General features: G+C 41.7%; 15 protein-coding genes and 1 riboswitch. Of the genes, 1 reads left to right on the forward strand and 14 read right to left on the reverse strand.

The window, feature by feature from the left end:
* Nucleotides 1–9 precede the first annotated feature (9 nt).
* The 8 genes from HMPREF0106_RS23410 to mutA form a co-directional block, all read right to left on the reverse strand.
* Nucleotides 10–1308, reverse strand: coding sequence for a DUF1735 and LamG domain-containing protein (locus HMPREF0106_RS23410; RefSeq protein ID WP_009038769.1), 1299 nt, complete (start codon nt 1306–1308; stop codon nt 10–12).
* 12 nt (nt 1309–1320) lie between these two features.
* Nucleotides 1321–2223 (reverse strand): glycoside hydrolase family 18, encoded by a 903-nt coding sequence (locus HMPREF0106_RS23405; protein WP_009038770.1) that lies wholly within the window; start codon nt 2221–2223, stop codon nt 1321–1323.
* 25 nt (nt 2224–2248) lie between these two features.
* Nucleotides 2249–3889 carry a SusD/RagB family nutrient-binding outer membrane lipoprotein gene (locus tag HMPREF0106_RS23400; protein WP_009038771.1) on the reverse strand — a complete coding sequence of 547 codons (1641 nt, stop codon included), beginning with the start codon at nt 3887–3889 and terminating at the stop codon, nt 2249–2251.
* A 5-nt stretch (nt 3890–3894) separates the two neighbouring features.
* Nucleotides 3895–7257, reverse strand: coding sequence for a TonB-dependent receptor (locus tag HMPREF0106_RS23395; protein ID WP_009038772.1), 3363 nt, complete (start codon nt 7255–7257; stop codon nt 3895–3897).
* 228 nt (nt 7258–7485) lie between these two features.
* Nucleotides 7486–8493, reverse strand: a complete 1008-nt coding sequence (locus HMPREF0106_RS23390; protein WP_004313561.1) for a FecR family protein — start codon at nt 8491–8493, stop codon at nt 7486–7488.
* A gap of 63 nt (nt 8494–8556) precedes the next feature.
* Entirely contained in the window at nt 8557–9108 is a 552-nt protein-coding gene (locus tag HMPREF0106_RS23385) for an RNA polymerase sigma-70 factor (protein WP_004313560.1), read from the reverse strand.
* Between the two features lie 148 nt (nt 9109–9256).
* Nucleotides 9257–11404: a methylmalonyl-CoA mutase gene (gene scpA, locus HMPREF0106_RS23380; RefSeq protein ID WP_008641116.1), complete on the reverse strand. Its 2148-nt coding sequence runs from the start codon at nt 11402–11404 to the stop codon at nt 9257–9259.
* Between the two features lies 1 nt (nt 11405).
* Nucleotides 11406–13307, reverse strand: coding sequence for a methylmalonyl-CoA mutase small subunit (gene mutA, locus HMPREF0106_RS23375; protein ID WP_008641109.1), 1902 nt, complete (start codon nt 13305–13307; stop codon nt 11406–11408).
* Between the two features lie 269 nt (nt 13308–13576).
* Between mutA and HMPREF0106_RS23370 the strand changes: the two genes are divergently transcribed.
* A complete protein-coding gene (locus HMPREF0106_RS23370; RefSeq protein ID WP_008641106.1) occupies nt 13577–15241 on the forward strand; it encodes a putative transporter in 1665 nt (554 codons plus the stop codon).
* Between the two features lie 94 nt (nt 15242–15335).
* Here the strand turns inward: HMPREF0106_RS23370 and HMPREF0106_RS23365 are convergent, their stop codons facing one another.
* The 6 genes from HMPREF0106_RS23365 to HMPREF0106_RS23340 all read right to left on the reverse strand — a co-directional run bounded on the left by HMPREF0106_RS23365 (nt 15336) and on the right by HMPREF0106_RS23340 (nt 24862).
* Complete coding sequence (locus tag HMPREF0106_RS23365) at nt 15336–15968, reverse strand: AAA family ATPase (protein ID WP_004313556.1); 633 nt, start codon at nt 15966–15968, stop codon at nt 15336–15338.
* A gap of 52 nt (nt 15969–16020) precedes the next feature.
* On the reverse strand, nt 16021–18777 hold the full coding sequence (locus HMPREF0106_RS23360) for an outer membrane beta-barrel protein (protein WP_032850945.1): 2757 nt from the start codon (nt 18775–18777) through the stop codon (nt 16021–16023).
* 252 nt (nt 18778–19029) lie between these two features.
* Complete coding sequence (locus HMPREF0106_RS23355) at nt 19030–20331, reverse strand: DUF5074 domain-containing protein (protein WP_004313554.1); 1302 nt, start codon at nt 20329–20331, stop codon at nt 19030–19032.
* 30 nt (nt 20332–20361) lie between these two features.
* Nucleotides 20362–21678, reverse strand: a complete 1317-nt coding sequence (locus HMPREF0106_RS23350) for a PKD-like domain-containing protein (RefSeq protein WP_008641102.1) — start codon at nt 21676–21678, stop codon at nt 20362–20364.
* A 20-nt stretch (nt 21679–21698) separates the two neighbouring features.
* Entirely contained in the window at nt 21699–22859 is a 1161-nt protein-coding gene (locus tag HMPREF0106_RS23345; RefSeq protein ID WP_004313552.1) for a DUF5074 domain-containing protein, read from the reverse strand.
* Nucleotides 22856–24862 (reverse strand): TonB-dependent receptor, encoded by a 2007-nt coding sequence (locus HMPREF0106_RS23340; RefSeq protein ID WP_009038774.1) that lies wholly within the window; start codon nt 24860–24862, stop codon nt 22856–22858. The genes HMPREF0106_RS23345 and HMPREF0106_RS23340 overlap by 4 nt, the downstream gene beginning before the upstream one ends.
* Nucleotides 24863–25072: 210 nt before the next feature.
* A riboswitch (cobalamin riboswitch) is annotated at nt 25073–25284 on the reverse strand.
* Between the last annotated feature and the right edge of the window lie 46 nt (nt 25285–25330).

Genomic DNA, 25330 nt, shown 5'->3' on the forward strand with positions numbered 1-25330 from the left:
TTTTTTAGGTTATTGTTCATTGTTAATCTTCGGAACTTCGATTCCGCTAGGCCACAGTTCGGCATCCGTTTTACTGTAAGCCTCCACATGGTCGCTTGCTTTCCAATAAGGGACTACTTTCGCATTGTTCCCATGTCCTGTACGATCTTCGACTTCCATCCCTGTTCCCTCATCAAACTTCCAATAGGCACACAAAGCTGGTTCTTCAGTCGGGTCGGGAATATCATTCATATTCTCCCAAATCTGTTCTTGAGTACGAGCTACATTCCAAATGCGAGCTTCACATATTTCACCATCAAACTGACGACTTATATCATGCGATTCACCATAAGAACGACCGAAATAGAAATTAAAATCACCTCCATTACCAAATTCATCATCGGGTGCTTTGTCACCTAAACTAATTGTAGTCAAATCGCTTTTCCCATGAACGTTGCTAATGCTTTGCAACTGTCCATTCACATAGAAAGCAATAGTGGTATTAGCCAAATCCCATGTCAAAGCAACGTGATACCACTCACCTGGCAGCAACAGTTTTTGTTTACTGGATTCAGGGAATTTACCGAATGTACTTTGTACCTGCAACTGTTGATTCGGGAAGTTTGAGTCACCGATGCGCATCAAAAAATATTGTTCTATCCCCATGATGGAGGATATTTCTTGCTGGAAACTGTTCACTCTTATAATAGCCTCCATTGTCACAGAACTCAAATTATTTACAACATCCGCTGTCGGACTTCCCTTATCAAATCCCGGAACGGTGACATAGACATTTTTCAAATTCATCGCTGTTGTGATGGCACTAGAACGACGCACCAAATAATACATCGTACGTGAACCATCCATAACACCTACCCCTTCGGCTCCTCCAATAGAAAGCGGACAAAGATAAGTGGCATCAATTTCCAATTCATCAAGTTTCAAGAATTTTATGCTAACCTCTTCGGAAGTAGTTTTCCCTGCCGGAACTACAACCCTATCTTTTGACAATTGATAGTGTTCAGCAGGCAATATCTCATAATGCGTGTCGTTCTTTGCATTATATTCACTAGTCAACGAAGCGTCTACCTTCAAGCTGACCTTCACATCATCCCCTGCCGGATAAGACAATTTCACCGCAAAAGTCTTCGTCTGGCTTGTCACCTTCCGATTAAAAGTGAAAGTTTCTGTATTCTTACTAGCAGCTATATTCAGATACGCCGAATTGTCAAACGGTGACTTTTCGCTGTAATCCGTATTATCACAGGCAACCGGCAGAAATAACAAAACTGCGGCTGCAAAGCACTGATAAAGTTTATGTATTCTCATAGTTTACATCGTTTAGTGAGCCGAAGCAGGATTCAGGAATTGAATACCTCCACGGGTCTGTTTATAAATAATATCAGTATCGTAGTAATCGGCAGAGATATTGTAAATAGCAATACCTCCCAATAGCGTTTCCATATTGAGAGCACTATAAGCAGCTCCAGCGATGGCATTGCGCGTCACTCCGTTATAGTCGGTCAATGTACCGTCAGGAGTGACAGCCAACAGCAGGCGATCCGGAGCGGCCTTGCCATATCCGGTGGCATAAAATACGGAGGTTTCTATATCATATTCATCGGATGCACCGGAAATATCGAGTACGAAATAGTTGAAAAGGCTGCGCTGCGCTTCCGGCAACAAGGAAGGAGTACCCTCAAAAACTAACAGACACGGTGTCTGTCCCAAAGCATCCAGCAGCGGCTTTAACGCCGAGACGTCTACCGCAGAGCCTTCCGAACCGAGGGCAATCCCGTCAAATGTCCCTGCACGCACTGCCTCAACAGCAGAGGTTATAGAGGTATTCAGTTTATCTTTAGCCGTACAATCTATATAGTAAAGCACTTTCGTCCCATAATCCTCACGCACCAACTTCATATCTTCCCGGTCATATTCGGACAGACGGTCGGCATTACGCATCGTCACTATATCAATACTATCTGGCAACGCACGGAGAAAGTCCTTCTCACCGGTAGATACTTCCGGAGCATTATCCAACCGGGCATAAACAACAGCATGTTTCGTTGCTTTATATGCACGAAGATTCTGTGTGTACGCTGCATACTCCTGCGGATTCTGTTCCTTAAACCCATTCACCTGACTATCGTGTATTTCCATTTCCGTCCAGTCGTCGCAACTGATGGTGGCAACCGACAAGAAAGTAGTCAGTAGGCATAACTTAAAGATTGATTTATATTTCATAATCTCATTGATTTAAAGGTTCGTTCTAGTTTGAGGATTGACTATTCTCAATGGAATGGTCTTTCTTATCCCACCAAAGTTTAGTTCCTGCGGCATCGGGACCATTCAGCATTTCTACAGCTTGATCAATGTATTTCGGATTCCCTGTATATTCATCGGCCGGGAAAGGCAAACGACGGGGACCGATTGTTACATTCACACTATTATTGGGGTCTTTATTCTCCACGGCAGGCAACAATTTCGGATAGCCCGTACGACGATGTTCCGCCCATGCTTCCAGCCCCAGCGGGAATATTGCAATCCATTTTTGAGTAATGATACGCTCCAGGTTCCGTTCGAAATACTCCGCTCCAGGTTCCCAGGCAATCGTAATGGTACTTACCGCCGGATGGCTATACTTAATATCAGCCCCGTCCATCGGGTTCACATAGTCTATAGGCTTTTTCGTCGCATCCTTCACATATTGGTCCGCTCCGGTGGCTCCGCCACGCTCTTCGAATGAAAGGGCAATAGCCTTTTCATACAATGCCTGTGCATCGCCTCCCATATTCCAACCACGCAACGCGCCCTCGGCACGAAGGAAAGTCACCTCCGCCGCATTCATCCAAAGATAAGGGTCGGTGCTGGAAATCACCTGCTTTGAGTAAAGGTTAATCATGTCGTCTTTCTTCTGGGTAAATATGCCGATACGTACACCGTAATAATCGTATACATCGACTTTCTCGCCATCCTGATCGACTGTCTGCACACCTTTGACAAACATCTTATCCAAACGCGGATCTTCATAACCTTTCATAATAGAAACTAAATCGGCACTGATACGGTAGTCATTCCAGTTATTAAACAGCAACTCCGAACGGTTCTCCGCCACATGAAGCATGGCGTTATCCTCATTCGATTCAATCACTCCCGCTTCCACAGCCTTCTGCGCAATACGTTGCGCCTCGGTAGGATTGACATAGCTCATACGCATGGCAATGCGAAGTTGCATGGAATGTACAAACTTACGCCATTTGGAAATGTTACCGTAATACAAGTCTTCCAGTTTGCGGAAAGCCTCGGACGACAGGTCTTTGTTTTCCTCCAACACTTTATCCGCTTCTTCCAGTTCTTTCAGCATCTGTGTATATACCTGCTCCTGCGAATCGTAAGGGACAGCTAGGTCTTCACCCGAATTATCATTATCCATCATCTTCGAATAAGGAATCGGACCGTAAATGTCCGTCACACGATGCATGATACACACCCGGAGAATTTTACCGAAAGCTAATGCCACAAGGTCATCCGTCTTGTTCATCATATCACGGTACTGCGGGTACATGTCTTTAATCGGATCGGCAAACGGGGATTTGAGCCATCCCTGTTCGGGATTGAAAGTAGAGAATTTCATCACCCAAGTGTCTACAATTCCTTCCAAATAACCACCGTATGCTCCTCCTGCCATAGCATCCATAAACTGGTAAAGGTGTTCACGTGTAGGAATCACCAATCCCTGCATTCCTTTGAGCGTAGCACCTACAATATGATTCTCACGCTGCATTTCTTCTCCGTCCGCTTCGTACATACTCCGGTTGATGTCGCTGTCGAAACAACCGCCCAACGGAAGCAGAAATAATGAAAGGATCATTATCAGAAGAATGTTATATATTCGTTTCATGTCCATCATAGTATTTAGAAGTTAATCTTTATGTTAAATCCTATATTCCGGGTACTCGGCATCATGAAGTAGTCGATTCCCTGATAATAGTTGTTCGTAGTAGCTACTGCTTCAGGATCGAAAGGAGCTTTACAGTAGATCATCCAGAGATTTCTGCCCACAAGGGATACATTGATATCACAAACATTGCCCAGCCAGCGGCGCGGAACGGTGTAACCGATATGTGCCTCCTGCAGACGCAGGTTGGTAGCACTATAAGTATAGTAGGTAGGCAATCCGCTCTGCGATGCTACCACTTCATAGAAGCTTTGCGGATTCACGTGGCTACGGCCATTTATCCATACTCCTCCGGCATCACGCGCGGCAGCAGATGTTTCAGATACTCCATAAAGATCAAGATAAGCCTGTGTTGCCGAATAAACGATTCCGCCCAAACGGGCTGTCAACAAGAAACCGGCATTGATACCTTTATAAGAGAAGCTATTATTCCAGGCTAAATTTGCCTTAGGAAGTACGCTTCCCAACTTTATGTCACCGGCATTGTCGATGGCTGTCACATTGCCGCTATCGTCAATCAGGATATTACCGTTAATATCACGCTTCAAATCGGCATGGGTATAAAGATCGCCCAGCGTACCACCTTCCTTCAGGATAAATTTCGCCTTTCCGAATCCGCGACCTTCATCGGTTTTGAGTTCCAGTTTATCGACGTTGTAAGTTTTGCCCGTTTCCGGGTGAACATAATCCTTCACTAGTTCGACGATTTCATTCTTGTTGGCCGAGAAAGTAAAGCTGCTGTCCCAGCCGAAATCTCCCCAACGATGCCCATAAGACAACATAGCCTCGAAACCATAGTTGCGTACATATCCGGTCTGTACATACAATTTGTCATATCCTGACGAAACAGGAAGCCGAGGATCAAATGTCTGATTATAAGTATTGGCGTAATAGAAAGATCCGCTCAATTTGAAATCTTTAAACAGGGTTGCATCCAGACCTACTTCCCATGAGTCAGTACGCTCGGGGTATAGTTTACCAATGGGATAATTCGTCTGCGATTTCCAGTCCTGCTTATTGGCATCATACGAGTAAGTAGGATAGGTAAGAAAACGAGGATAAGGATTACCTACGGAACTGAACGATCCACGTACTTTAAGATAATCCACCCAATCAGGCAGTTTCAACATTTCAATGATGACAGCCGAAAGCCCTACGGAAGGATAGAAGAATGAAGCCTGCGGAGAATGTGTCAGCTGCGAAGCCCAGTCGTTACGTCCTGTAACGGTGAGATAAAGCATACTTTTCCACCCTACTTCGGCACTGGCAAAAATAGATTCGGTCGCTTCGCGCCAACCCACCTGCGTAGCACGTTTTTTTGCGTTGTCAAGGTCGTAAACATTGAACAGATTAGGAATACCAGTTTCTCGTATAGGCCCCGCATAGCCCAATTCCTTACTAGTCACTCCACTATAACTGGCACCGATATTGGCTACAATCGTAAAATCCTGAATACGTTTATTAATATTCACCAACACATCGGCATAAGTCTGCGAATATTGTCCGTTATTTACTGTATAATGGCCTTGTGAACTACCGTCAGTCAGCGTGTTGCTACTGCTTGCATAAAGCTTGCCTTCATATTCGCTATGAGTATTGTCGATGCGAACACGCCCTGCCACATTCAGCCAGTCAAGAATCTGGTAACTCAAACCTGCTGAAGCCATATAGCGTTTCTTATTGTTGAGACGGAGATTACGGTAAGCAATCCAATAAGGATTCTGCATACGAAGGTCACCTTCGCCCTGCGGCCAAAACTGTACGCTAATTTTCCGGGCTTCATCCCAACGCTCGAAATTCTTCACTATAGAGAAATCATCCCCACGAGGGAAAAGATAAGCAGAAACCAACGGATTGGAGTACTGCCCCTGATTGGTCATATTACGGTCGTTCTGAAGAATATAGCTTGCACTTACATCCAGTTTCATCTTGTCATTCAAAAAACTGGTCGTATTGCGGAAAGTGAAATTATATCTGTTATACCTATTGTTGGGAACCATCCCTGCCGAGTTGACGGCAGCTGCAGAAAAGAAAGTCTGATTTTTATCCGTTCCGGTAGACAACGTAACGGAATTTGTATATACCGCACCCGTATCAAAGAAATCATCGGGTTCATATCCTGTTTGAGCAGCCGAGTTCAACTTCGGTCCCCAGCTATAAATATTGGAATTTCCCGCTTTACCATTACTACCTGTACCATAACGGCCCTGGAACTCGGGCATCTTAAAAGCATTCAACCATTCGATGCCACTTGATACACCTACTTGCAGCTTACCTACCTGTCCTTTTTTTGTAGTAATCACAATCGCACCGTTTGCCGCATTACTACCATAAAGGGCGGCAGCTGCCGCTCCAGTCAGTACGGAAATGCTTTCTATATCTTCCGGATTAATATCAGCAATGGCCTCGGTAGCTCCCTTTGAACCAAATTCCGTATCTCCTCCACCACCGAAATTATACATCGGAATACCGTCAATCACGTACAAAGCGTTACTACTCTGTTCAATAGACTTTGTTCCACGCATCACCACTCTACTTGCCCCACCGACACCGGAAGAGCTCGTATTGATAGTAACACCCGCAACTTTACCATTCAGGCTGTTTACAAAATTAGCATCCTTAATTTGGGTCAGTTCGTCGGACTTTACTTGCTGTACGTTGTAGCTCAATGCTTTCTGCTCGCGTTTGATGCCAAGTGCTGTTACAACGACTTCACTCAACAGTTTTGTATCCGAAGCCAGTTGCACGCTATATGTATTCTGTCCGGTTACTTTTACCGTCTGTGGAGTGTAACCTACATAACTGATACTCAACACACTTCCTGCAGGAGCTTCGAGCGAAAAGTTACCGTCTATGTTTGTGATAGTTCCAATGCTTGTACCTTCCACACGTACATTGACACCAATCAACGGTTCTCCGCTATCATCCAGTACGCGTCCGGTGATACGTTTGGTGGAAGCAGTTTCGGTTGCTTTCTGTTCTTGTGGAACGATGATGACATATTTTCCTTTGAGCTGATACGTATATCCTGTACCTTTTAGGATTTCCGTGAGAGAGTTCTCCAACGTGGCTTTTTCCAACGCCAAATCGATGGAGGGTTTGTTTTTCAACTGCGACTCGTTGTAACCAACGGACAGTTTCGTTTGTTTTTCCACTTCTTTCAATGCCTCGATGACCGATATGTTTTTCTTATGGATCGTAATCCGGGCATTACTACTTTGAGCAAAAGTAGGGGTAGAAAGGAGCAGACAGCACAAAAAAAGCATAAATACTCGACTGATTGCCTGCTTATTGGCTATAAATTCATAAATTTGCTGCATCTTCTTAGTATTAGTTTATACAGATAAAGTTAGATTCTCGAATTTAGTAGCGTCTGGTTAACGCTAATAGTAAGAATTTCGATTTCACATCCGGGGGAAGGTTGCAGCTTCTCCCGGATATTTTTTCCGCATAGGCTCAATGTATTTTAAGGTTAATATTCAGTGTTTACAAGTTCTATTTTGTTCCCCGGTGCCGAAGCATGTCTTCCCCGGTACCGGAGCCTATCTTCATCGGTGCCGGAGACGCCCTTCCCCGGTGCCTGAAATATAGCACTTGTCTCCCACTATTTTATAGTCCAGATTTCCCGTCACACGAGCGATAATATCCATCACTTCTTCCATAGAAGCATTTTGCCCGAAAGTAAGATTGAACCGGTCTTCTTTCAGACTACGGAAACTATAAACAAAGGTGTAAGGGTATTTGCGTTCGAGACGGGTGAAGATTTCTTCCAATGTCATACTGCGGAAAACGATTTCGCCACGTTGCCAAGCAGTGACATCCTGCATATCAGGATGAAGTACGTTTCCGGAGCGGGTACGTTTGTTATAAGCCAGTTGCTCGTTCGGCTTCAAGATCTCCTGCCCCTGCTGATTATTGTACTCTACCAACACTTTTCCGGAAATCAGGGTAGCTGTCACTTCCTCTTCGTCGGGGTAGGCTGTCACGTTGAATTCCGTTCCGAGTGCCGTCACCTGAAAGTCCGAGGACTTCACGATAAAAGGATGCTCTTCGTCACGTTTCACCTTGAAGCCGGCTTCTCCCACAAGATACACACAACGGGTATCACCCTTAAATTGCTGTGGATAAAGTAAAGTGCTTTGGGAATTAATCAATACCTGCGTACCATCCGGCAAAGTGATGTTCCGCATCTCGGCGGTAGGAATATATGCTTGCAACAAATCTGGTGCCTGCCGGTTCTGCAAAGCCAGATAGATAGAAACGGAAGAAAATGCAATCAACAAAGCTGCCGCTACGCGCCACACTACCAGATGAGTACGTAAAGAATGTATCCTGCGCCTCGTTCCGATGCCTGTCAGTTCACGCATCCGTTCCAAAGAATGACGGTAGCCGGAAGTCGTTGCCGATTCGGTAGCTTCCCAAAGTTGATTGAGTTCATGATCTTTTTCATCGGCACGTTCTTCGTCGGTCAGCCATGTACGGAAATCCTGATCGACTTCTTTCGGATAGTCGTGATTGATATAACGGTCGATTACATCGCGAATATAATTCTTCATAAGGTGATATTTATTGTTCTGTTTAGAAACGCTTACGTAAATATCACTACTCAGCAAGGACAACTACGGGAAAAGACGGAATAGAATAACAAACATTAACACTTTGCGGAGTTCCGTCAATGTTTTATAGATGTGATCTTCTACGGTACGCAAGGGGATTTGCAGTTTATCTGCTATTTCTTTATGAGAAAGTCCTTCAAAACGGCTCATCTCAAAAACCCGTCTACGGCGATCAGGCAACTGACTGAGTGTCATCCTAATAAGCATTAATACTTCTTTATAGTATAGATTTTCTAACAGGGAGGAATCTTCGTCACAAAGTTCACCCAACAACTGGGCTTTCAAAACTTTGTCTTCATATTCCTGCTCTACCTTCTGATGCTTGAACAGGTTGAATATTTCATTCCGAGTCACAGTATAGAGATAACCAGTCATGGTTTCCTGATCTTGCCAAAGTTCAGGACGTGTCCATAACTTAAGAAATATATTCTGGGCAATGTCTTCCGCATCCTCCTCCGACTTGGTCAACAACTTCGCAAAGTTCTTCACACGAGGGAAGTTAGCGGCATAAAACTGCTCAAAACGGATATCCAATTCTGCTATCGTTTCGTTCATCTGTCGAGTCTTTTACTATGAAACCCGGGGCAAATATAGGCAAAATTAATTTCAGGCAATGGATGCAAACAAAAAAAACATCCCACCTTTTAAACCAAAACAAGTCTAAAAGGTGGGAATATTATAAGATTCTAAAGAATCTCAGAAGTTATTCTTCATCCATCAGAATTTCCAAAATCTGACAAGCAGCCTTCGCCACCGGAGTACCCGGACCAAAGATAGCAGCTACACCTGCCTTATACAGGAAGTCATAATCCTGTGCAGGAATAACACCACCGGCAATCACCACAATGTCTTCACGTCCCAGTTTCTTCAGTTCTTCAATAATCTGCGGAACCAATGTCTTATGACCGGCAGCCAGTGAAGAAACACCTACTACATGAACATCGTTTTCTACCGCTTCACGAGCAGCTTCTGCCGGAGTCTGGAACAACGGTCCCATATCCACGTCGAAACCACAGTCCGCATAACCCGTTGCTACTACCTTGGCACCACGGTCATGACCGTCCTGTCCCATCTTTGCAACCATGATACGAGGTTGACGTCCCTCTTTTTTCGCAAACTTCTCTGCCAGTTCACAAGCACGCTTGAAGTCGCTATCGTTTTTACTTTCTGATGAATACACGCCTGATATAGTTCTAATTATTGCTTTATAACGTCCTACAACCTGTTCGCACGCATAAGAAATTTCGCCCAAAGTAGCACGAACACGAGCTGCTTCAACTGCCAGTTCAAGCAAGTTACCCTTGCCGGTCTTCACACATTCAGTGATAGCTGCTAATGCCTTGTCCACTTCAGCCTGATTACGTCCTTCTTTCAAACGTTTCAGGTTTTCAATCTGTTCAAGACGAACTGCCGTATTATCAATTTCAAGGATATCAATCGGAGCTTCTTTTTCCAAACGATACTTGTTCACACCCACAATGGTCTGCTGACCGCTGTCGATACGAGCCTGTGTACGTGCAGCCGCTTCTTCGATACGCATTTTAGGAATACCTGTTTCGATAGCTTTCGCCATACCACCCAGTTTTTCAATTTCCTGAATATGTTCCCAAGCCTTGTGTGCCAGTTCGTTCGTCAGAGATTCTACATAGTAAGAGCCGCCCCATGGGTCAACGTTCTTGCAGATGTAAGTTTCTTCCTGAATATAAATCTGTGTGTTACGTGCGATACGTGCAGAGAAATCTGTCGGAAGAGCAATAGCCTCATCCAATGCATTGGTATGCAAAGATTGGGTATGTCCCAAAGCTGCAGCCATAGCCTCAATACAGGTACGTCCTACATTGTTGAACGGATCTTGCTCCGTCAATGACCATCCGGAAGTCTGTGAGTGAGTACGCAAGGCCAGTGATTTCGGGTTCTTCGGATTAAACTGTTTCACAATCTTCGCCCACAGCATACGTGCGGCACGCATCTTGGCAATTTCCATGAAGTGATTGGTTCCGATTGCCCAGAAGAAAGAAAGACGCGGAGCAAATGCATCAATATCAATACCTGCTGCTGTTCCGGCACGGAGATATTCCAAACCGTCAGCCAATGTATAAGCCAACTCAATATCTGCGGTAGCACCTGCTTCCTGCATGTGATAACCGGAGATAGAAATAGAGTTGAACTTCGGCATCTTCTGTGAAGTGTATTCGAAGATATCAGAAATAATCTTCATAGAGAATGCAGGCGGATAAATATAGGTATTACGCACCATGAATTCTTTCAAAATATCGTTCTGGATAGTACCTGCCATTTCTTCGAGTTTAGCACCTTGTTCCAAACCGGCATTGATATAGAATGCCATAATCGGAAGTACAGCACCATTCATCGTCATGGATACAGACATCTTATTCAAAGGAATACCATCGAACAAAACCTTCATGTTTTCCAATGAACAGATAGATACACCTGCTTTACCTACGTCACCCACTACACGTTCGTGGTCGGGGTCATAACCGCGGTGAGTAGCCAAGTCAAATGCTACTGACAAACCTTTCTGACCGGAAGCCAGATTACGGCGATAGAAAGCATTGGATTCTTCGGCAGTAGAGAATCCGGCATACTGACGGATGGTCCAGGGACGAAGGGTGTACATTACTGAATACGGACCACGCAAATAAGGAGGAAGTCCGGCAGCATAGCCGAGATGTTCCATTCCTTCGAGGTCTTCTTTTGTATAAACAGGCTTCACTTCAATGTGTTCCGGTGTTTTCCAGTCAGCGGAGATACCGTTAGCCTTTTGCCATTCAGCACCATTAGCAGGCTGAAATGCGGCATATATATCGATGTTTTTAAAATCTTTTCTCATCTTACTTCAATAGTTTAGCGTTAAACTCTTTCAAGGTATCCAATACGTTGACACGAACATGGATGAAGTTTTCGATACCTGCGGCTTTCAAGTCATCCATACAAGCCGGAGCACCGGCAACGATAAACATAGCGCGACCATTCAAGGCCTTGAAAGCAGGAACTGCATATTCAGCATATTCATCATCGCTGGAACAGATGACAACAATATCAGCTTTCGCAGCCATCGCTGCCTCTACTCCTGCCTCTACTGTTTCAAATCCAAGATTATCGATTACTTCATAACCGGCACAAGCCAGGAAGTTGCAAGAATATTGCGCACGTGCCTGACGCATCGCCAGATTACCAATTGTCAACATGAACGCTTTCGGACGTTTGCCCGATGCTTCCGTTTCAAGACGTAACGCTTCAAACTCACTGGCTGCACGATCGAATACCAATGTATCCACATCTTTCTCACAAGTATGAGAGTCACCTCCACAGCAGCATTTTCCTTCCACAGGTTTCTTGTCACCGGCTTTTTCGTTGAAATTCGGGAATTGGTTAGTACCCAACAGAATTTCACGACGCTGTGCCACTGCTTTATGACGAGCTTTATTGCTTTCGTTTACTGCAGCCTGAACCGTACCAGCTTTTAATGCGGCATAGAAACCACCTGCTTCTTCTGTAGCAAGGAAGATTTCCCACGCTTGTTTAGCAATGGATACAGTCAGGTTCTCAATATAATAAGAACCGGCAGCCGGATCAATTACTTTATCGAAATGAGATTCTTCTTTCAGCAATAGTTGTTGATTGCGAGCCAGACGTTCTGATAACTCATCCGGAGTCCCATAAGTCTTATCAAACGGAACGACTGTCATTGAATCTACCCCACCCAAAGCGGCACTCATTGCTTCAGTCTGTGTACGAAGTAAATTCACGTGTGCGTCAAACAAAGTAAGATTAAAAGTAGAAGTTTCGGCATGAACCGCCATTTTTGCTGCACAACGACATTCGCCGTTAGCTCCCTTATTATCGCAATCACGCAGACATTCAGGTTTATAAGAAGCTACGATATTTGCCCACAATAGACGTGCGGCACGGAACTTCGCAATTTCAAGGAAGTAATTGGAGCTGATACCGAAGTTGAATTTTATCTTTTTAGCTACTACGGCAGCGGGAATACCGGCATCAGTCAACTGATTCATGTATTCATTACCCCAAGCCAATGCATAACCCAACTCTTGAGAGATATAAGCTCCGGCATTGTTTAATGAGATTGCATTTACATTCAATACACGATAAAAAGGAAGCGGCTGGATAGCTTCGATCAACGCTTTCGCTGTCTGTACCATATCCCCTTTTTCCTTACCGCGAGTCAGCATCTTATTGAAGAAATCATAATTGATAGAGCCTTTCAGCTTCTTCACATCATAGTCTTTCTTCTGAAAATAAGCCACCAGCAAATTAGCCAACTCCACAACATGCCCCTGGCAAGTTGAGAAATTTAATTCAACGCACTCTGCCTGAATATCATTCAACAGCGTCTCGATATATTCCGCATTGAGTTCTTTTGCTTTTACATGGAAAGATAGTGAATCAACACCCTTATTTAAGATGTCCAGTGCTTTTGCATTGGCCTCTTTGGGGCATTCTACCCTGATTTCCTGGCGAACCAACCACTCATTGTTGTCTTTTTTAGTTCCTCTCAGATAAGGGAACTCTCCGGGAAGCGCATCAGTAGTTTTTAAACCCTCCAGATCTTCCATCCGGTAGAAAGGTTTCACTTTAAACCCTTCGTTTGTTTTCCAAACGAGCTTCTTCTCAAAATCAGCACCTTTCAAGTCGGCTGTAACCTTCTCCATCCATTGTTCGGTGGAGACAGGAGAAAAGTCTGAGAAGAGTTTTTCTTTTTTGTCTGCCATAGTTTATCTAAAATTAAAACAAGATTAATATTGTCTTTATTTTTATCTATCTCTTTCTTATTGTCTGTTGTTCGACATGCAAATATAACCAATAAGTTAAAACAAAACTTCTTTTTATAGAAAATTCGCACACCTCTCACTCTCGCATAGAATCTGTATAGAAATTCTTCATTCTTTATTTTTTTAGTTCTCCATTTATTTGATTTGCTCCAATGTTATGAGTAATTTTGCACCCGTTTTTAGAAAAACATTATAAAAACTGCTATATTATGGATTGGTTACAAAGTTTATTGTGGGACCCCAGCTCCGTAGCTCACATCGTGCTTCTCTACGCATTTGTAGTGGCAGCCGGAGTGTATTTGGGCAAGATAAAGATATTCGGAGTATCTTTGGGCGTCACATTTGTTTTGTTTGCCGGCATCCTAATGGGACATTTCGGCTTCACAGCCGATACACACATCCTACATTTCATCCGTGAATTCGGATTGATCTTGTTCGTATTCTGTATCGGTCTTCAGGTGGGGCCATCTTTCTTCTCTTCTTTCAAAAAAGGAGGAATGACATTGAACCTGTTGGCTGTAGGCATCGTAGTGTTAAATATTGCCGTTGCACTGGGGCTTTACTACCTCTGGAACGGCCGAGTAGAACTGCCGATGATGGTAGGTATCCTCTATGGAGCTGTCACAAACACTCCGGGACTTGGTGCCGCCAATGAAGCATTGAACCAGCTTAATTACACTGGTCCACAAATCGCACTGGGATATGCGTGTGCTTATCCGCTGGGCGTGGTAGGTATTATCGGTTCAATCATTGCTATCCGTTACATCTTCCGTGTCAATATGGCTAAAGAGGAAGAAAGTCTGAAAATCCAAAGTGGAGATGCACATCACAAACCTCACATGATGAGTCTGGAAGTACGCAATGAATCAATCAGCGGAAAAACTTTGATTGAAATCAAGGAATTTTTAGGCCGCCAGTTCGTTTGTTCCCGTATTCGTCATGAAGGTCATGTAAGTATCCCCAACCATGAAACCATATTCAATATGGGGGATCAATTATTCATTGTCTGTTCAGAAGAAGATGCTCCTGCAATTACCGTATTTATCGGTAAAGAAGTGGAACTCGACTGGGAGAAACAAGACCTTCCCATGGTTTCCCGCCGTATTCTGGTGACTAAACCGGAAATCAACGGAAAGACTTTAGGATCTATGCATTTTCGTAGTATGTACGGAGTGAACGTTACCCGCATCAACCGTTCCGGTATGGACTTGTTTGCCGATCCAAATCTGGTACTTCAGGTAGGTGACCGTGTAATGGTGGTAGGTCAGCAAGATGCAGTTGAACGTGTGGCAGGTGTTTTGGGTAATCAGTTAAAACGTCTGGACACACCGAACATTGTGACTATTTTCGTTGGTATCTTCTTAGGAATTCTCCTGGGTAGCCTTCCTATAGCATTCCCCGGTATGCCGACTCCTCTGAAATTAGGTTTGGCAGGCGGACCGCTGGTAGTAGCTATTCTTATCGGACGTTTCGGTCATAAGCTCCATTTAGTGACTTATACAACCATGAGCGCTAACCTGATGCTTCGCGAAATCGGTATCGTGCTCTTCCTTGCTAGTGTCGGTATAGATGCCGGAGCCAACTTTGTGCAAACGGTAGTTGAAGGTGACGGATTACTATACGTAGGTTGTGGTTTCCTTATCACCGTTATCCCGTTGCTTATAATCGGTGCTATCGCAAGATTATATTATAAGGTAAACTACTTCACCCTGATGGGATTGATAGCCGGTAGTAATACCGACCCGCCCGCATTGGCTTATGCCAATCAAACAACATCCGGAGATGCTCCGGCAGTAGGGTATTCTACAGTTTACCCATTATCCATGTTCCTCCGTATTCTGACGGGGCAGATGATATTATTAACGATGATGTAAATCATGTTTTATTTATAAATAATAAAGCCGGTCATATCCTTCAATGGAATATACCGGCTTTATTTCTTTTTCTTATAGACTTCTTCTACGCCTATTATATAAGCTGTAGTTTCTTCACTACAAATTCTTCTATAAACCGAACTGTCTCTTCAACTCCCAAAGAAGAAGAATCGACACACAAGTGATAAGTAGCAGCTGCTCCCCACGTTTTATAACTATAATAATTATAATACTCCGAACGTCTCTTATCCGCTTTTTCTATCATTTCTTCTGCAGCTTCCGCATCAATATGATGCATGGCGCATAATCGCGCAATACGATCTTCCTTAGAGGCCGAAATAAAAACATTCGCACAACGGGGATGTTCACGCAGAATATAGTCCGCACAGCGTCCGACAAAGACGCAAGATTTTTCTGCCGCCAGATGACGAATCACATCACTTTGCACTTTAAACAGGGCATCATTACTCAAACAGTTATTACATGGCATAGCTCCTTCACTGATAAAAGGGAAACGCATGCCGAACAATCCGCCAATAATACCTTGCGAAGCTTTCTCATCCGCTTTTTCAAAAAATTCTTTGCACAACCCGCTTTCTTCAGAAGCCAGATTAATCAATTCTTTATCGTAGAAGTCAATCCCCAAACGGGCTGCCAACTTCTCTCCTATTTCTTTTCCGCCGCTACCTAGTTGCCGACCGATGTTGATAACATAATTACCGCTCATAGTACATTTTGTTTTATGGTTCTGTAGCAAACATACGACTTTTTTCTAAAAATCACATCATCAAACGAAAGTTATATTTGAAAGTAACGATGAAATACCCTTTTATTTCCTGCGTACGATACTCATAAAAGCCGTCGGAAGTTGCCATACGGTTATAACTTTTCCTCTTTCCTAAAATGTCTACCCAATAAGCAGACAGTTCTGCTTCTTTCTTTTTCAAGAATCTCCAGGTAGCACTCGCATTCCATAACATCTCATCATCTTCTCCTTTACGGATATTCGTACCATTACGGAAAGTATAAGCCCCATCCGTCCGTAATTGTATGCCCAAAGGAAGATCAACATATCCTTCCAAACGGAAATTATAATAACGGGTATATGTATTGTTATCATTCACAGAGTTGAGCGAATACTGATAATTCCAGGAAGTAGAGAAGTCAATACCTCCCCAGGCAGGCTGATAAGAAACATTCGCTTCACAATTCAAGCCAGTGTCACGCGTTGTACTTTTCACCGGCTCAAGACTTCTATCTTCATTAATCATGCTGACACTATTACTATGATTACCGTTCATATCCAACCGTAAAGAGAAATGTCCTAAACGTTTCCACCAGTTAGCACTTCCATACACATTCCAGTTACCGTTTATATTGACAGGATATGTCTCACGTCCGCCAGTCTGTGCATCATATATCATTACCTGTGTAACGCTATTCTGTTCCAACTGTCCTCCAAGATTCGCAGATATGCCTTTTTTAGAATGTTGAAAGCTTATACGCATACTATGAGCAAACATTTGCTTCAAATCCGGATTCCCTCGAGTAATATATAATGGATTACTATTATCTGTAAGTGGCATTAAGTCCGATAAAGAAGGTTGCCGGGTTCTACCGTCATAATTGAAAGTTATTCGTGCCTCTTTCTTTTTCCAGGCCAGCCATATCATAGGCTGAAAGTCGATAGTATGCACAGTGGTATCCGCATACAGTTTCCCCATTTTTCGTTCAATGGTTCGCCTTTGCGGAGTAATCCCTAATGATGCATTCACCATCCATGTGTCATCAGAGTAATTGAAGCCTACATTCAGATCATGTCCATTAGTACGACTATGACTTCGATTACTCAAACTATCTACATACCCCTTTTCATAGTCAGGAGGCAACTCACCAAAAACATCCGACTTCGCCAAAGAAGACAATTCATAAGTGTCGCGGTTATCGCGTTCATAATGAGTGTTCCAATTATACGCTGCACGAAAATGCATTTTCTTACCGATAGGTTGGGTGAAGTTAATCCCTACCCGCCACGAATTATTTTTCTGGGGTGACTTCAAATACTGGTTACGATAAAGCAATGAATCGTTGCCTTGCTTATCTTTGAGACGGAAATAAGTAGTTTTTGAAAGCGAAAAACTTTCATTATCCCCCCAAGAATCCGAACTTTGAATGTTCAATCCTAAAGTTGTACCTTTTTCATTCAGCCGCCTCATAATCCCCATCATCCAATTATAACGGTTCGATTGCCCTTCCGAACGCGACCGGTTTTCACTACGATTTACTTTGATATCTTGGGAAATCGATTCAAAATCATCGAACAAGCTTTCATGATTGACGTTAGGAGGAGCGTCAAAAGAAGCATTCTGGCTATTACTTTCATTCCGGTTAGGAGAAAAGCTGAAACCACCGTTAAAATGTATGCGTGTACGTTTATCCACTTCCCAACTACCCATGATATTAGAATTGAACGACCGGCTTTTAGAGTTACCTTCATTAGTGGACGCAGAATATTGGTTACCAGCAGTTAAATATTGCTCCTGATACATGGAAGAAATATTTCCGTTCCGATTGAGATTATAGTTCATGCTTCCGGTCAAAGAAAACTTCTTTCCGAATTTATGAGTCATATTCATTCCCACCGAATTATTAATATTATCCTTGTAAGTGCTATTCTGATATCGGTTGGTGGAACGTCCTATGAAAGAAAGATTTTCCCCGTCTTTGCTAAAATAATTCACCTGCCCTTCTAAATCCTTCTTTTGATTGTTTCCATATCCCACAGTGGCATTCGTCAGCCAGGTTTTATTCAATTCATCCTTAGTCTGCAAGTCAAGTACATATTTCTTTTCTCCTGAACTAATTCCGGTAAATTCTTCTTCTTTTGATTTTTTATCGTACACTTTCAACTTACTAATCAAATCTGCCGGCAAATTTTCGAGTGCCGTCTTTTTATCTCCGGAGAAAAAAGCTTCGCCATTCACATTGATTTCACTGATAGGTTGCCCATTATATGTCAGCGATTGATCTTTCTTATTATACACCAATCCCGGAACACGCTTCACTAAATCCTCCAAATAAGCTCCATCAGGAGTTTTATAAGCAGCAGCATTGATAACGGTAGTATCTCCTTCCATTACTACTTCTTGCAATTTCCCGGTCACTACCACTTCCCCAATCTGAATATCATCATCCTTCAATGTAAGTGTACCAACATTCACTAATGCCGAATCCCCCAATACATGATATACGGATTGCATTCCCATAAAAGAGACTTTCAACAGATACTGTTTTTTCTTCTGCGGCTGGTAACTAAGAGTAAAACGACCATTTTTATCGCTTGTTATTCCTTTTATGAAAGTAGAGTCATTCTTTTGCAAAACAATAACACTAGCCGAAGGTAAAGGCTGTCGTTTATTACTCCCAGACTCCAACGTCTGCACTCTGCCTTTGACAGTTCTTGTTTGTTGAGCATATAATACAGTATGTATGCAAAGTAACAGCAAAAGTAGTCCACATAGTCTACAAGTTTTCATGTCAATAGCAGTATAAGTCTATATTCTAAATTGAGTCAAAATTGTGGAGGTAAAATTAAGGAGTTTTCTCGAAAATATACTACTTTATTTATTTTATTAAAACTAATTACATTCCAATCACATAAGGTCACAGTATAATCCCCAAAAAGACTTTCCCATCAATCAAAAAACAGACTCTTTTTAAAAGGACATTTTTTGATTGAATGAGAAAGTCCTCATCAATAAAAATGATAGATTATAGAGTTAAATCTATCACTTAAAATTCTCCGTAAAGAAAACTCCTGCCGGAAAACTATTCTTATTTTTAATGTCAGCCTGTAAAGCTGGTGTTTTAGTAAAATCAAATATGGCAATATCATTTATTTTGTACTCTGAAAATCCCTTTAAAGTCGCAAAATAAACCTCTCCACTTACCGGATCAACACCTAAGCTATTGTAATATGTTCCGGCATCTTCTACATAATCTTTGATATTAGCAACTTTTTCCGTCTTATTTTGAGAGAAAATATGTCGATACAGATTAAAGCCTGCATTACTGAAATAAACAATATCATCTTTCGCAGAAAAAGCAGGAGCAACACCCCAACCGGCGCCAATACTAACATCTAAAGCATGAGACTCAACCGTATAATCAAGAGGATTAACTTTATTAATACTTGCCGGATTTGTACATGATACCCATAAGTTTTCATCATATGCCTTCGCGATACCAGACAAGGCACTTTCAAAAGGAATAGTATGTATAACTGTTCCATTCTGAATAACAAAAAGCTTCTTACTACCCATCACAAAAACTTTTTCTCCAACCACAGCCATACGATTTTTCAAGGCTCCGCCAGTACCCTCGACAAAAGTCAAAGCATCTGTAGAAGTATTTAGCATATAGACACCTTTATTATCACGAATATAAAGAGCCTCTTTTATTACCGCTAAATTAGTAGGCCAAGACAAAGTAGCATTATCATAAATTCTTTCTTTCTCTAAATTATCCGCATTAGCAATAGTCAGTAATCCCTCGCCACCATTCTTTGCTCCATTTTGAGAAAGTACATAAATTTTACTATCACTAATGAACAAATCCTGGCAGACATTACCGAGTAAAGTTTGATTTACCCGATAGTATGCACTATCCATCGCTGTTCCTTTTGAATCCACAAAGGTCAAAGTTCCGGTTTCATTACTCATATTTCCTTCATTCAAAATAAAAGTTCCTTTTCCAAACCGACCTTCTACCTTGGCAGTTATATTCGTTTGAAGAGTTTCTCCATTGCCATCCGACACAGTCAACCCTATAACATACTCTCCAGTCTTAGGTTGTGAAAACTTATATGTTGAAGCGGTTGAGACTTCTTTCCCATCTACTGTCCATAAATACTCCATCGTTCCGGACAGATTTTCAGCCCGGGCATCCAGATACAAGGTATCTAATTGCACTATCACATTACTTCCCGACTTATTTCCGATTAATACAGACGAATTCAAATTATCTTCATCATCACACGCTGTAAAAACAAATCCCAAGGCAACAGTTGCCAATACTAAAAACTTTCTCATTCTTACTTTTATTTTCAATTATTTCTTAGCTTATTTGCGAGCATCAATATCAACTCCTAAAACATGTAAATCCTCAACCCCTGATATTTCAGTAGAACATTCACCCAGCCAACCGTTTTCCTGATTGACACCAGTATATATCTTTATGAAATCGACTCCTGGCAGGTGTACTTTTTGACCTTTCGAATTTACTGCCCAATCTATATCAATAGCAGATTCATCCTTACTATTCAATTCATTATCAGCATAACCATATCGGAATTTATACAAAACAAAATAACTTCCTTGTCCACTCTCATCAACAGCATTTTGAGGCAAACAAGTTCCCTTAAATGTTACTTTATCTTCCTTTATCCATTCCGGGTAATAGCATTGATTATGAAATGTATTCTTCACTTTATATCCAGATTTTCCCTGGTTATCTTCCCAGCGAATATACATTTCTCTTTCTTCCGCAGTTGTCGGTTCTTTTTCCGGCCGATAGTAAGTAATTTCATAATTTCGATAAGTCTTCACATCATTCCCGGCAGCAACAGCCTTATCATACCATAATTCTAATGTAGCATCTTCATGAGCACTACCAGCAATTTCATACCATTCATCATCATCCGGTCTCCCATTCTGATTTTTATCATAAGCCACCATGATAACTCCCGGTTCACAACTTCCTCCTTCTGGCGCGCCAGAGTCTGGATTAGCCGCAGAATAAAAAGCATTGCCAAGTACCCGAAAATCACGTTTCCCAGTAACATTGGTTATCGTATGGTCAAAACCGACTACAACATATCCTCCGAATCCCCCTAACGAAATCATCCCTTTTTTATTATTGCCAATGGCTGCCAATACTTTTTCATTCATAGCCTCCTGTGTATCACCTTCTTTATATACCGGCAATGTATTAGTAAATTGTCCGACAGCCGGAACAAAATCAAAAACTTTAGTAACATAAGCTGTCGCTCCTTCAGGAGCAGGTTCTATGTTTTCAAAAGTTACAGTAACCGTAAAGGGATAATCAAAACGACTCTCTCCCTGTGACACACGTAATGTCAATTCGTATTCTCCCACCTCTTCAAACATATACTCCAAGCTTTTCGTCTGAGCAATTTCAGTACCATCCAACAACCACACATAAGAGATTCCTTCGTCTGATTCACTTTCAACCTGCACTTTTAGTAGTTGATCTATCACAACCGCAAAACCACCCTCCGGTTGTGATACACGAATATCCTCCTTCTTTAGTTGATAAGCCGCCGGAGTATCTTCTTCATCACTACACCCTGTAAATGCAGTTCCCCAAAATAAAGAAACTGCAATGACTAATGTTAGTCTTAAAATCTTTTTGTCCATTTTTATTAAATATCAGTTAGTTATTGAAATGTTTTTGTTGTAAAAGCAAAATGAGCCGGTATATCGCCTGCCCTGACTTTCCATCTTTTCTTTCCTTCAGGACTAAAACAATAGAGATAACCAGGCACAACATAACTTTTTGCATCTGTTACAAATATTTCTTTCGTCTCCGGGTTCACAGTCACCCCATACGGAATTGCTATTTCCGCCTCTGTTCCATCGGTTATAAAATTGCGAGAGACCATTTTATTTTGTTTCACGTCATAGAGAGCATAAGTAATTGTATTACTTTCTGTAACGTAACTCCATTCTACACTAGTCATGTAAATAGAGTCCCCACTTAAACACATTTCACTCGCGGCAATACCCAAGCTTCCTGTCACACAATCCGTTTGAGTATCTATAACAAAGACATTTGATCCGGTTCCATAATAATCCCCTCGCGAGCTAACATATATACGTCCATAACGATCCAACTTCATATGGTGAAGATTAATAGCTACATCAATTGTTTTAATAACCTGAAAAGTCTTCAAATCAATAACCGATACAGTCCGGTCATAATCAGGGAAACGATATCCGCCAGAATTGGCAACATAAAGTTTTCCATCCTTTATCACCATCTCTTCCGGTTGATAACCGACTACCACTTCACGGGTGATAGCTAAATTTGTCGTATCCACTTCAACCACTTTTCCCGGACGCGCATTGGGATCTATCCCAACAGGCCCCGCGTACGAACTGACATACGCCTTTCCATTACTAAAAGTGATATAACGGCAATTAACCACATCTATTTGCCCCAAATGTTGTGCAGTTTCCACATCCATCACCTCTATAAAATTGGAACAATTGATTACAGCATACAACTTGTCTCCATAAATCTGCAAATCATTTCCAACATCTCCCAGCTCCTTCACTACAGATGGATTCCGTTCAGCATAAATATTACGATGATACTTACCGGTAGTACTGTCATAAAAATCAAGTGTACACTTATTACTACCCATATTTCCTTCATTGAGAAGATACATTCCTTTAATATGAACACCCCCTAAAGGATCCTTACCGACTTCTATCTCATCAGACGGTAAAACCGGAAGCTCCCCCCGACAAGCCAGCAAACAGCAACTTGCTAATATTCCAAACAAGATGCGTGAAAAAATATTATTCACAATCATATAGTTAAGTTTAAAATGAATTTAAAGTTAGTTCCTGGCATCGGATAAGCCCTCACCACTTCATATTGTTGATTTAAAATATTATTGACTTCCAAAGCCAACTTGAAATCCTTCTTTTTCCAATTGAATTTCTTTGCCAGAGACACGTCACTTGTATACCAGGGAAGATAATAATTATGCGGAGTATTGGCCGAAATACCATAGCGCTCACCTATATATATAAAACTATAGTTTAGTTCCCATGATTTATATTCAGCATTTAGTATAGCCGAGCCACTATGCCAAGGTATATACGATATTTGTCCTCCATATGTATCCTCATCCAACTTATCAGTAAAATCCTGTGCTTTCTGATAAGTATATGATAAGCGGCTGTCAAAGGTCCAATTATCACCTAATTTCCAGCCTCCTTGTAAAACAACATCCACTCCTTTTATTTCAACAAGCCCCAAATTAATCATTGTCCAACGAAAGAAATTATTGGTAGGAGTAGCTATTATTTTATTTTCCACTTCATTATAATATGCATCCAACTGAACATTCAAGGCTTGCAACCATGTTCCGGTAAATAACTTCTGATAAGTGAATCCAATATTATACTGATTTGTATATTCTGGTTTTAATTTGATATTTCCTATGAATGTATAATACAAATCATTTAAAGTCGGCATACGAAATATCCGCTTATAAAAGGCACGCAAATTAAAATCAATATTCTTGAAAGGTTTATAGGAAGCGATGGCAGTAGGAGTAAATTCCATTTTATTCCCAGCTGAAGTAGTATCCGAAGCAACGTTCTCATGCACGAAAGTTCCCAAGACACTAGCCTGAAACTTAAAACGATCAAAATGCAAAGAGGTAGCCGCTGCCACCAACGTCGTATTTCGCCGTGGATAAGGGAAATCAGTCAGATTGGCATTCAACTTATTCCACTGGTAGTCCACTGAAAGATTTATATCCCAAAAAGGAAGAACAGTGACTCTATTAGCCATTGACAAGTAAACCTCCTGTTGACGATATGTATTATTTACATACATAGTAGCCTCCTCTTTTCTGGGATCTGCCAAATAGTGTAAATAATCATATGCATATTTGGTATTCAACAACAGACTATATGCTTCACCAAAATCTTTCTTGAAAGAAGACTGAAGAAAGAAATTGGTATCCCATTGGCGATCTTCATGTGAAAAACGATTCCGCACAACAGCACCGGGATACCCACGTTCTGAATTATAAAAATAAGCTTTTGTGCGCCAGTAACCGCCTTTTATTTTACCATATAAACCACCTTCCGTGCGTAAAGCATTCACATCGCCATTACGGCGGACTGCCGTAGTATCGTATCCCCCAGCTACTGCATAAGTAAATTTATACTTTCCGGTGGTATACATATATTCAGTACTAAGTGACGCACTTACATTCTCACTTAGTTTCTGTTCCCAAAGTAGAGATGGATTGACAACGCCAAAGGAACCTGTTTTAAAAGCAGCTTTTACATGATAAGCCTTATTCGCCTGAAAAACAGGCGTTCTCGACTGAAGATAAATAGAACCGGCAGAACCGAAATCTTTCGCCGGCTGGAAAATAGCACTTTTCTGCCCATTATATAAAGTAACGGCCTCCATATTATCCAAAGAAAAGCGTCCCAAATCAATCACTCCATTCTGTGCATTCCCCAATTCAATGCCATCATAGAACACTCCGACATGATTCGTCCCCATACTTCGGATATTTACGGTCTTCAATCCTCCTATTCCACCGTAATCCTTTATTTGTACTCCCGAAAAATAGCGTATGGCATCTGCAACCGAATGTACGGCTAATTTTTCTAACTTATCACCAGATAAAGACTGCACCGGAATCACTTCCTTATTAATTTTAGCAGTAATTACTACTTCATGAAGATGGTGTAAGCTATCCAGTTTACTTTGTGCTGATAGTAATAAAAACATGCTCAAAAAGCATCCTATCCAAAATACTCTAAAATGAATCTGCCTGAACATAATCCTCCTGTTTATTAATTTAAATAATAAACTTTCATAGGGTTACAGCAAGGATGCAATTTTCTACATACTCAAACCAATATACGTACTTCTCCCCCGTATAATGGAACATTCAAAAAGGCATATTTCTCCTTTCTGAAACTTCACATCAGCAATTAAAGATGTATTTTGAATTAAAAACTGCACTCTTCAAACTCTAATCCCGGAAAGTTTCAAGAATTCAATTTTGGCAGGTCTTCTGACTTACTCCATTTTCCTAACGCCCTTCCCATCTCTCCAAAGCGAGACAGTGGATTTGAGTATTGTAGGAAAACTTCTGGCGGAGCTTACAGCAGCGGGTCTGTTCAGGATTTACACCTGATTCCCTTTTCACCATTCTTCCGTAGCATCGGACGAATGACACCAAAATTTCTGCGGCAAAGATACATCAAATAGAAACAAATCAGAAGAAAATTCTAATGAAAATAA

The sequence above is a fragment of the Bacteroides sp. D22 genome (assembly GCF_000163675.1).
Classification (GTDB): domain Bacteria; phylum Bacteroidota; class Bacteroidia; order Bacteroidales; family Bacteroidaceae; genus Bacteroides; species Bacteroides xylanisolvens.

Excerpts from the sequence above, each read along its gene's own strand:
- HMPREF0106_RS23370 (WP_008641106.1), top strand. The coding sequence starts at position 13,577 with ATGGATTGGTTACAAAGTTTATTGTGGGACCCCAGCTCCGTAGCTCAC.
- HMPREF0106_RS23360 (WP_032850945.1), bottom strand. The coding sequence starts at position 18,777 with ATGAAAACTTGTAGACTATGTGGACTACTTTTGCTGTTACTTTGCATA.
- HMPREF0106_RS23385 (WP_004313560.1), bottom strand. The coding sequence starts at position 9,108 with ATGAACGAAACGATAGCAGAATTGGATATCCGTTTTGAGCAGTTTTAT.
- scpA (WP_008641116.1), bottom strand. The coding sequence starts at position 11,404 with ATGAGAAAAGATTTTAAAAACATCGATATATATGCCGCATTTCAGCCT.
- HMPREF0106_RS23365 (WP_004313556.1), bottom strand. The coding sequence starts at position 15,968 with ATGAGCGGTAATTATGTTATCAACATCGGTCGGCAACTAGGTAGCGGC.
- HMPREF0106_RS23405 (WP_009038770.1), bottom strand. The coding sequence starts at position 2,223 with ATGAAATATAAATCAATCTTTAAGTTATGCCTACTGACTACTTTCTTG.
- HMPREF0106_RS23400 (WP_009038771.1), bottom strand. The coding sequence starts at position 3,889 with ATGATGGACATGAAACGAATATATAACATTCTTCTGATAATGATCCTT.
- HMPREF0106_RS23345 (WP_004313552.1), bottom strand. The coding sequence starts at position 22,859 with ATGATTGTGAATAATATTTTTTCACGCATCTTGTTTGGAATATTAGCA.
- HMPREF0106_RS23410 (WP_009038769.1), bottom strand. The coding sequence starts at position 1,308 with ATGAGAATACATAAACTTTATCAGTGCTTTGCAGCCGCAGTTTTGTTA.
- HMPREF0106_RS23340 (WP_009038774.1), bottom strand. The coding sequence starts at position 24,862 with ATGTTCAGGCAGATTCATTTTAGAGTATTTTGGATAGGATGCTTTTTG.
- HMPREF0106_RS23355 (WP_004313554.1), bottom strand. The coding sequence starts at position 20,331 with ATGAGAAAGTTTTTAGTATTGGCAACTGTTGCCTTGGGATTTGTTTTT.
- HMPREF0106_RS23350 (WP_008641102.1), bottom strand. The coding sequence starts at position 21,678 with ATGGACAAAAAGATTTTAAGACTAACATTAGTCATTGCAGTTTCTTTA.
- HMPREF0106_RS23390 (WP_004313561.1), bottom strand. The coding sequence starts at position 8,493 with ATGAAGAATTATATTCGCGATGTAATCGACCGTTATATCAATCACGAC.
- HMPREF0106_RS23395 (WP_009038772.1), bottom strand. The coding sequence starts at position 7,257 with ATGCAGCAAATTTATGAATTTATAGCCAATAAGCAGGCAATCAGTCGA.
- mutA (WP_008641109.1), bottom strand. The coding sequence starts at position 13,307 with ATGGCAGACAAAAAAGAAAAACTCTTCTCAGACTTTTCTCCTGTCTCC.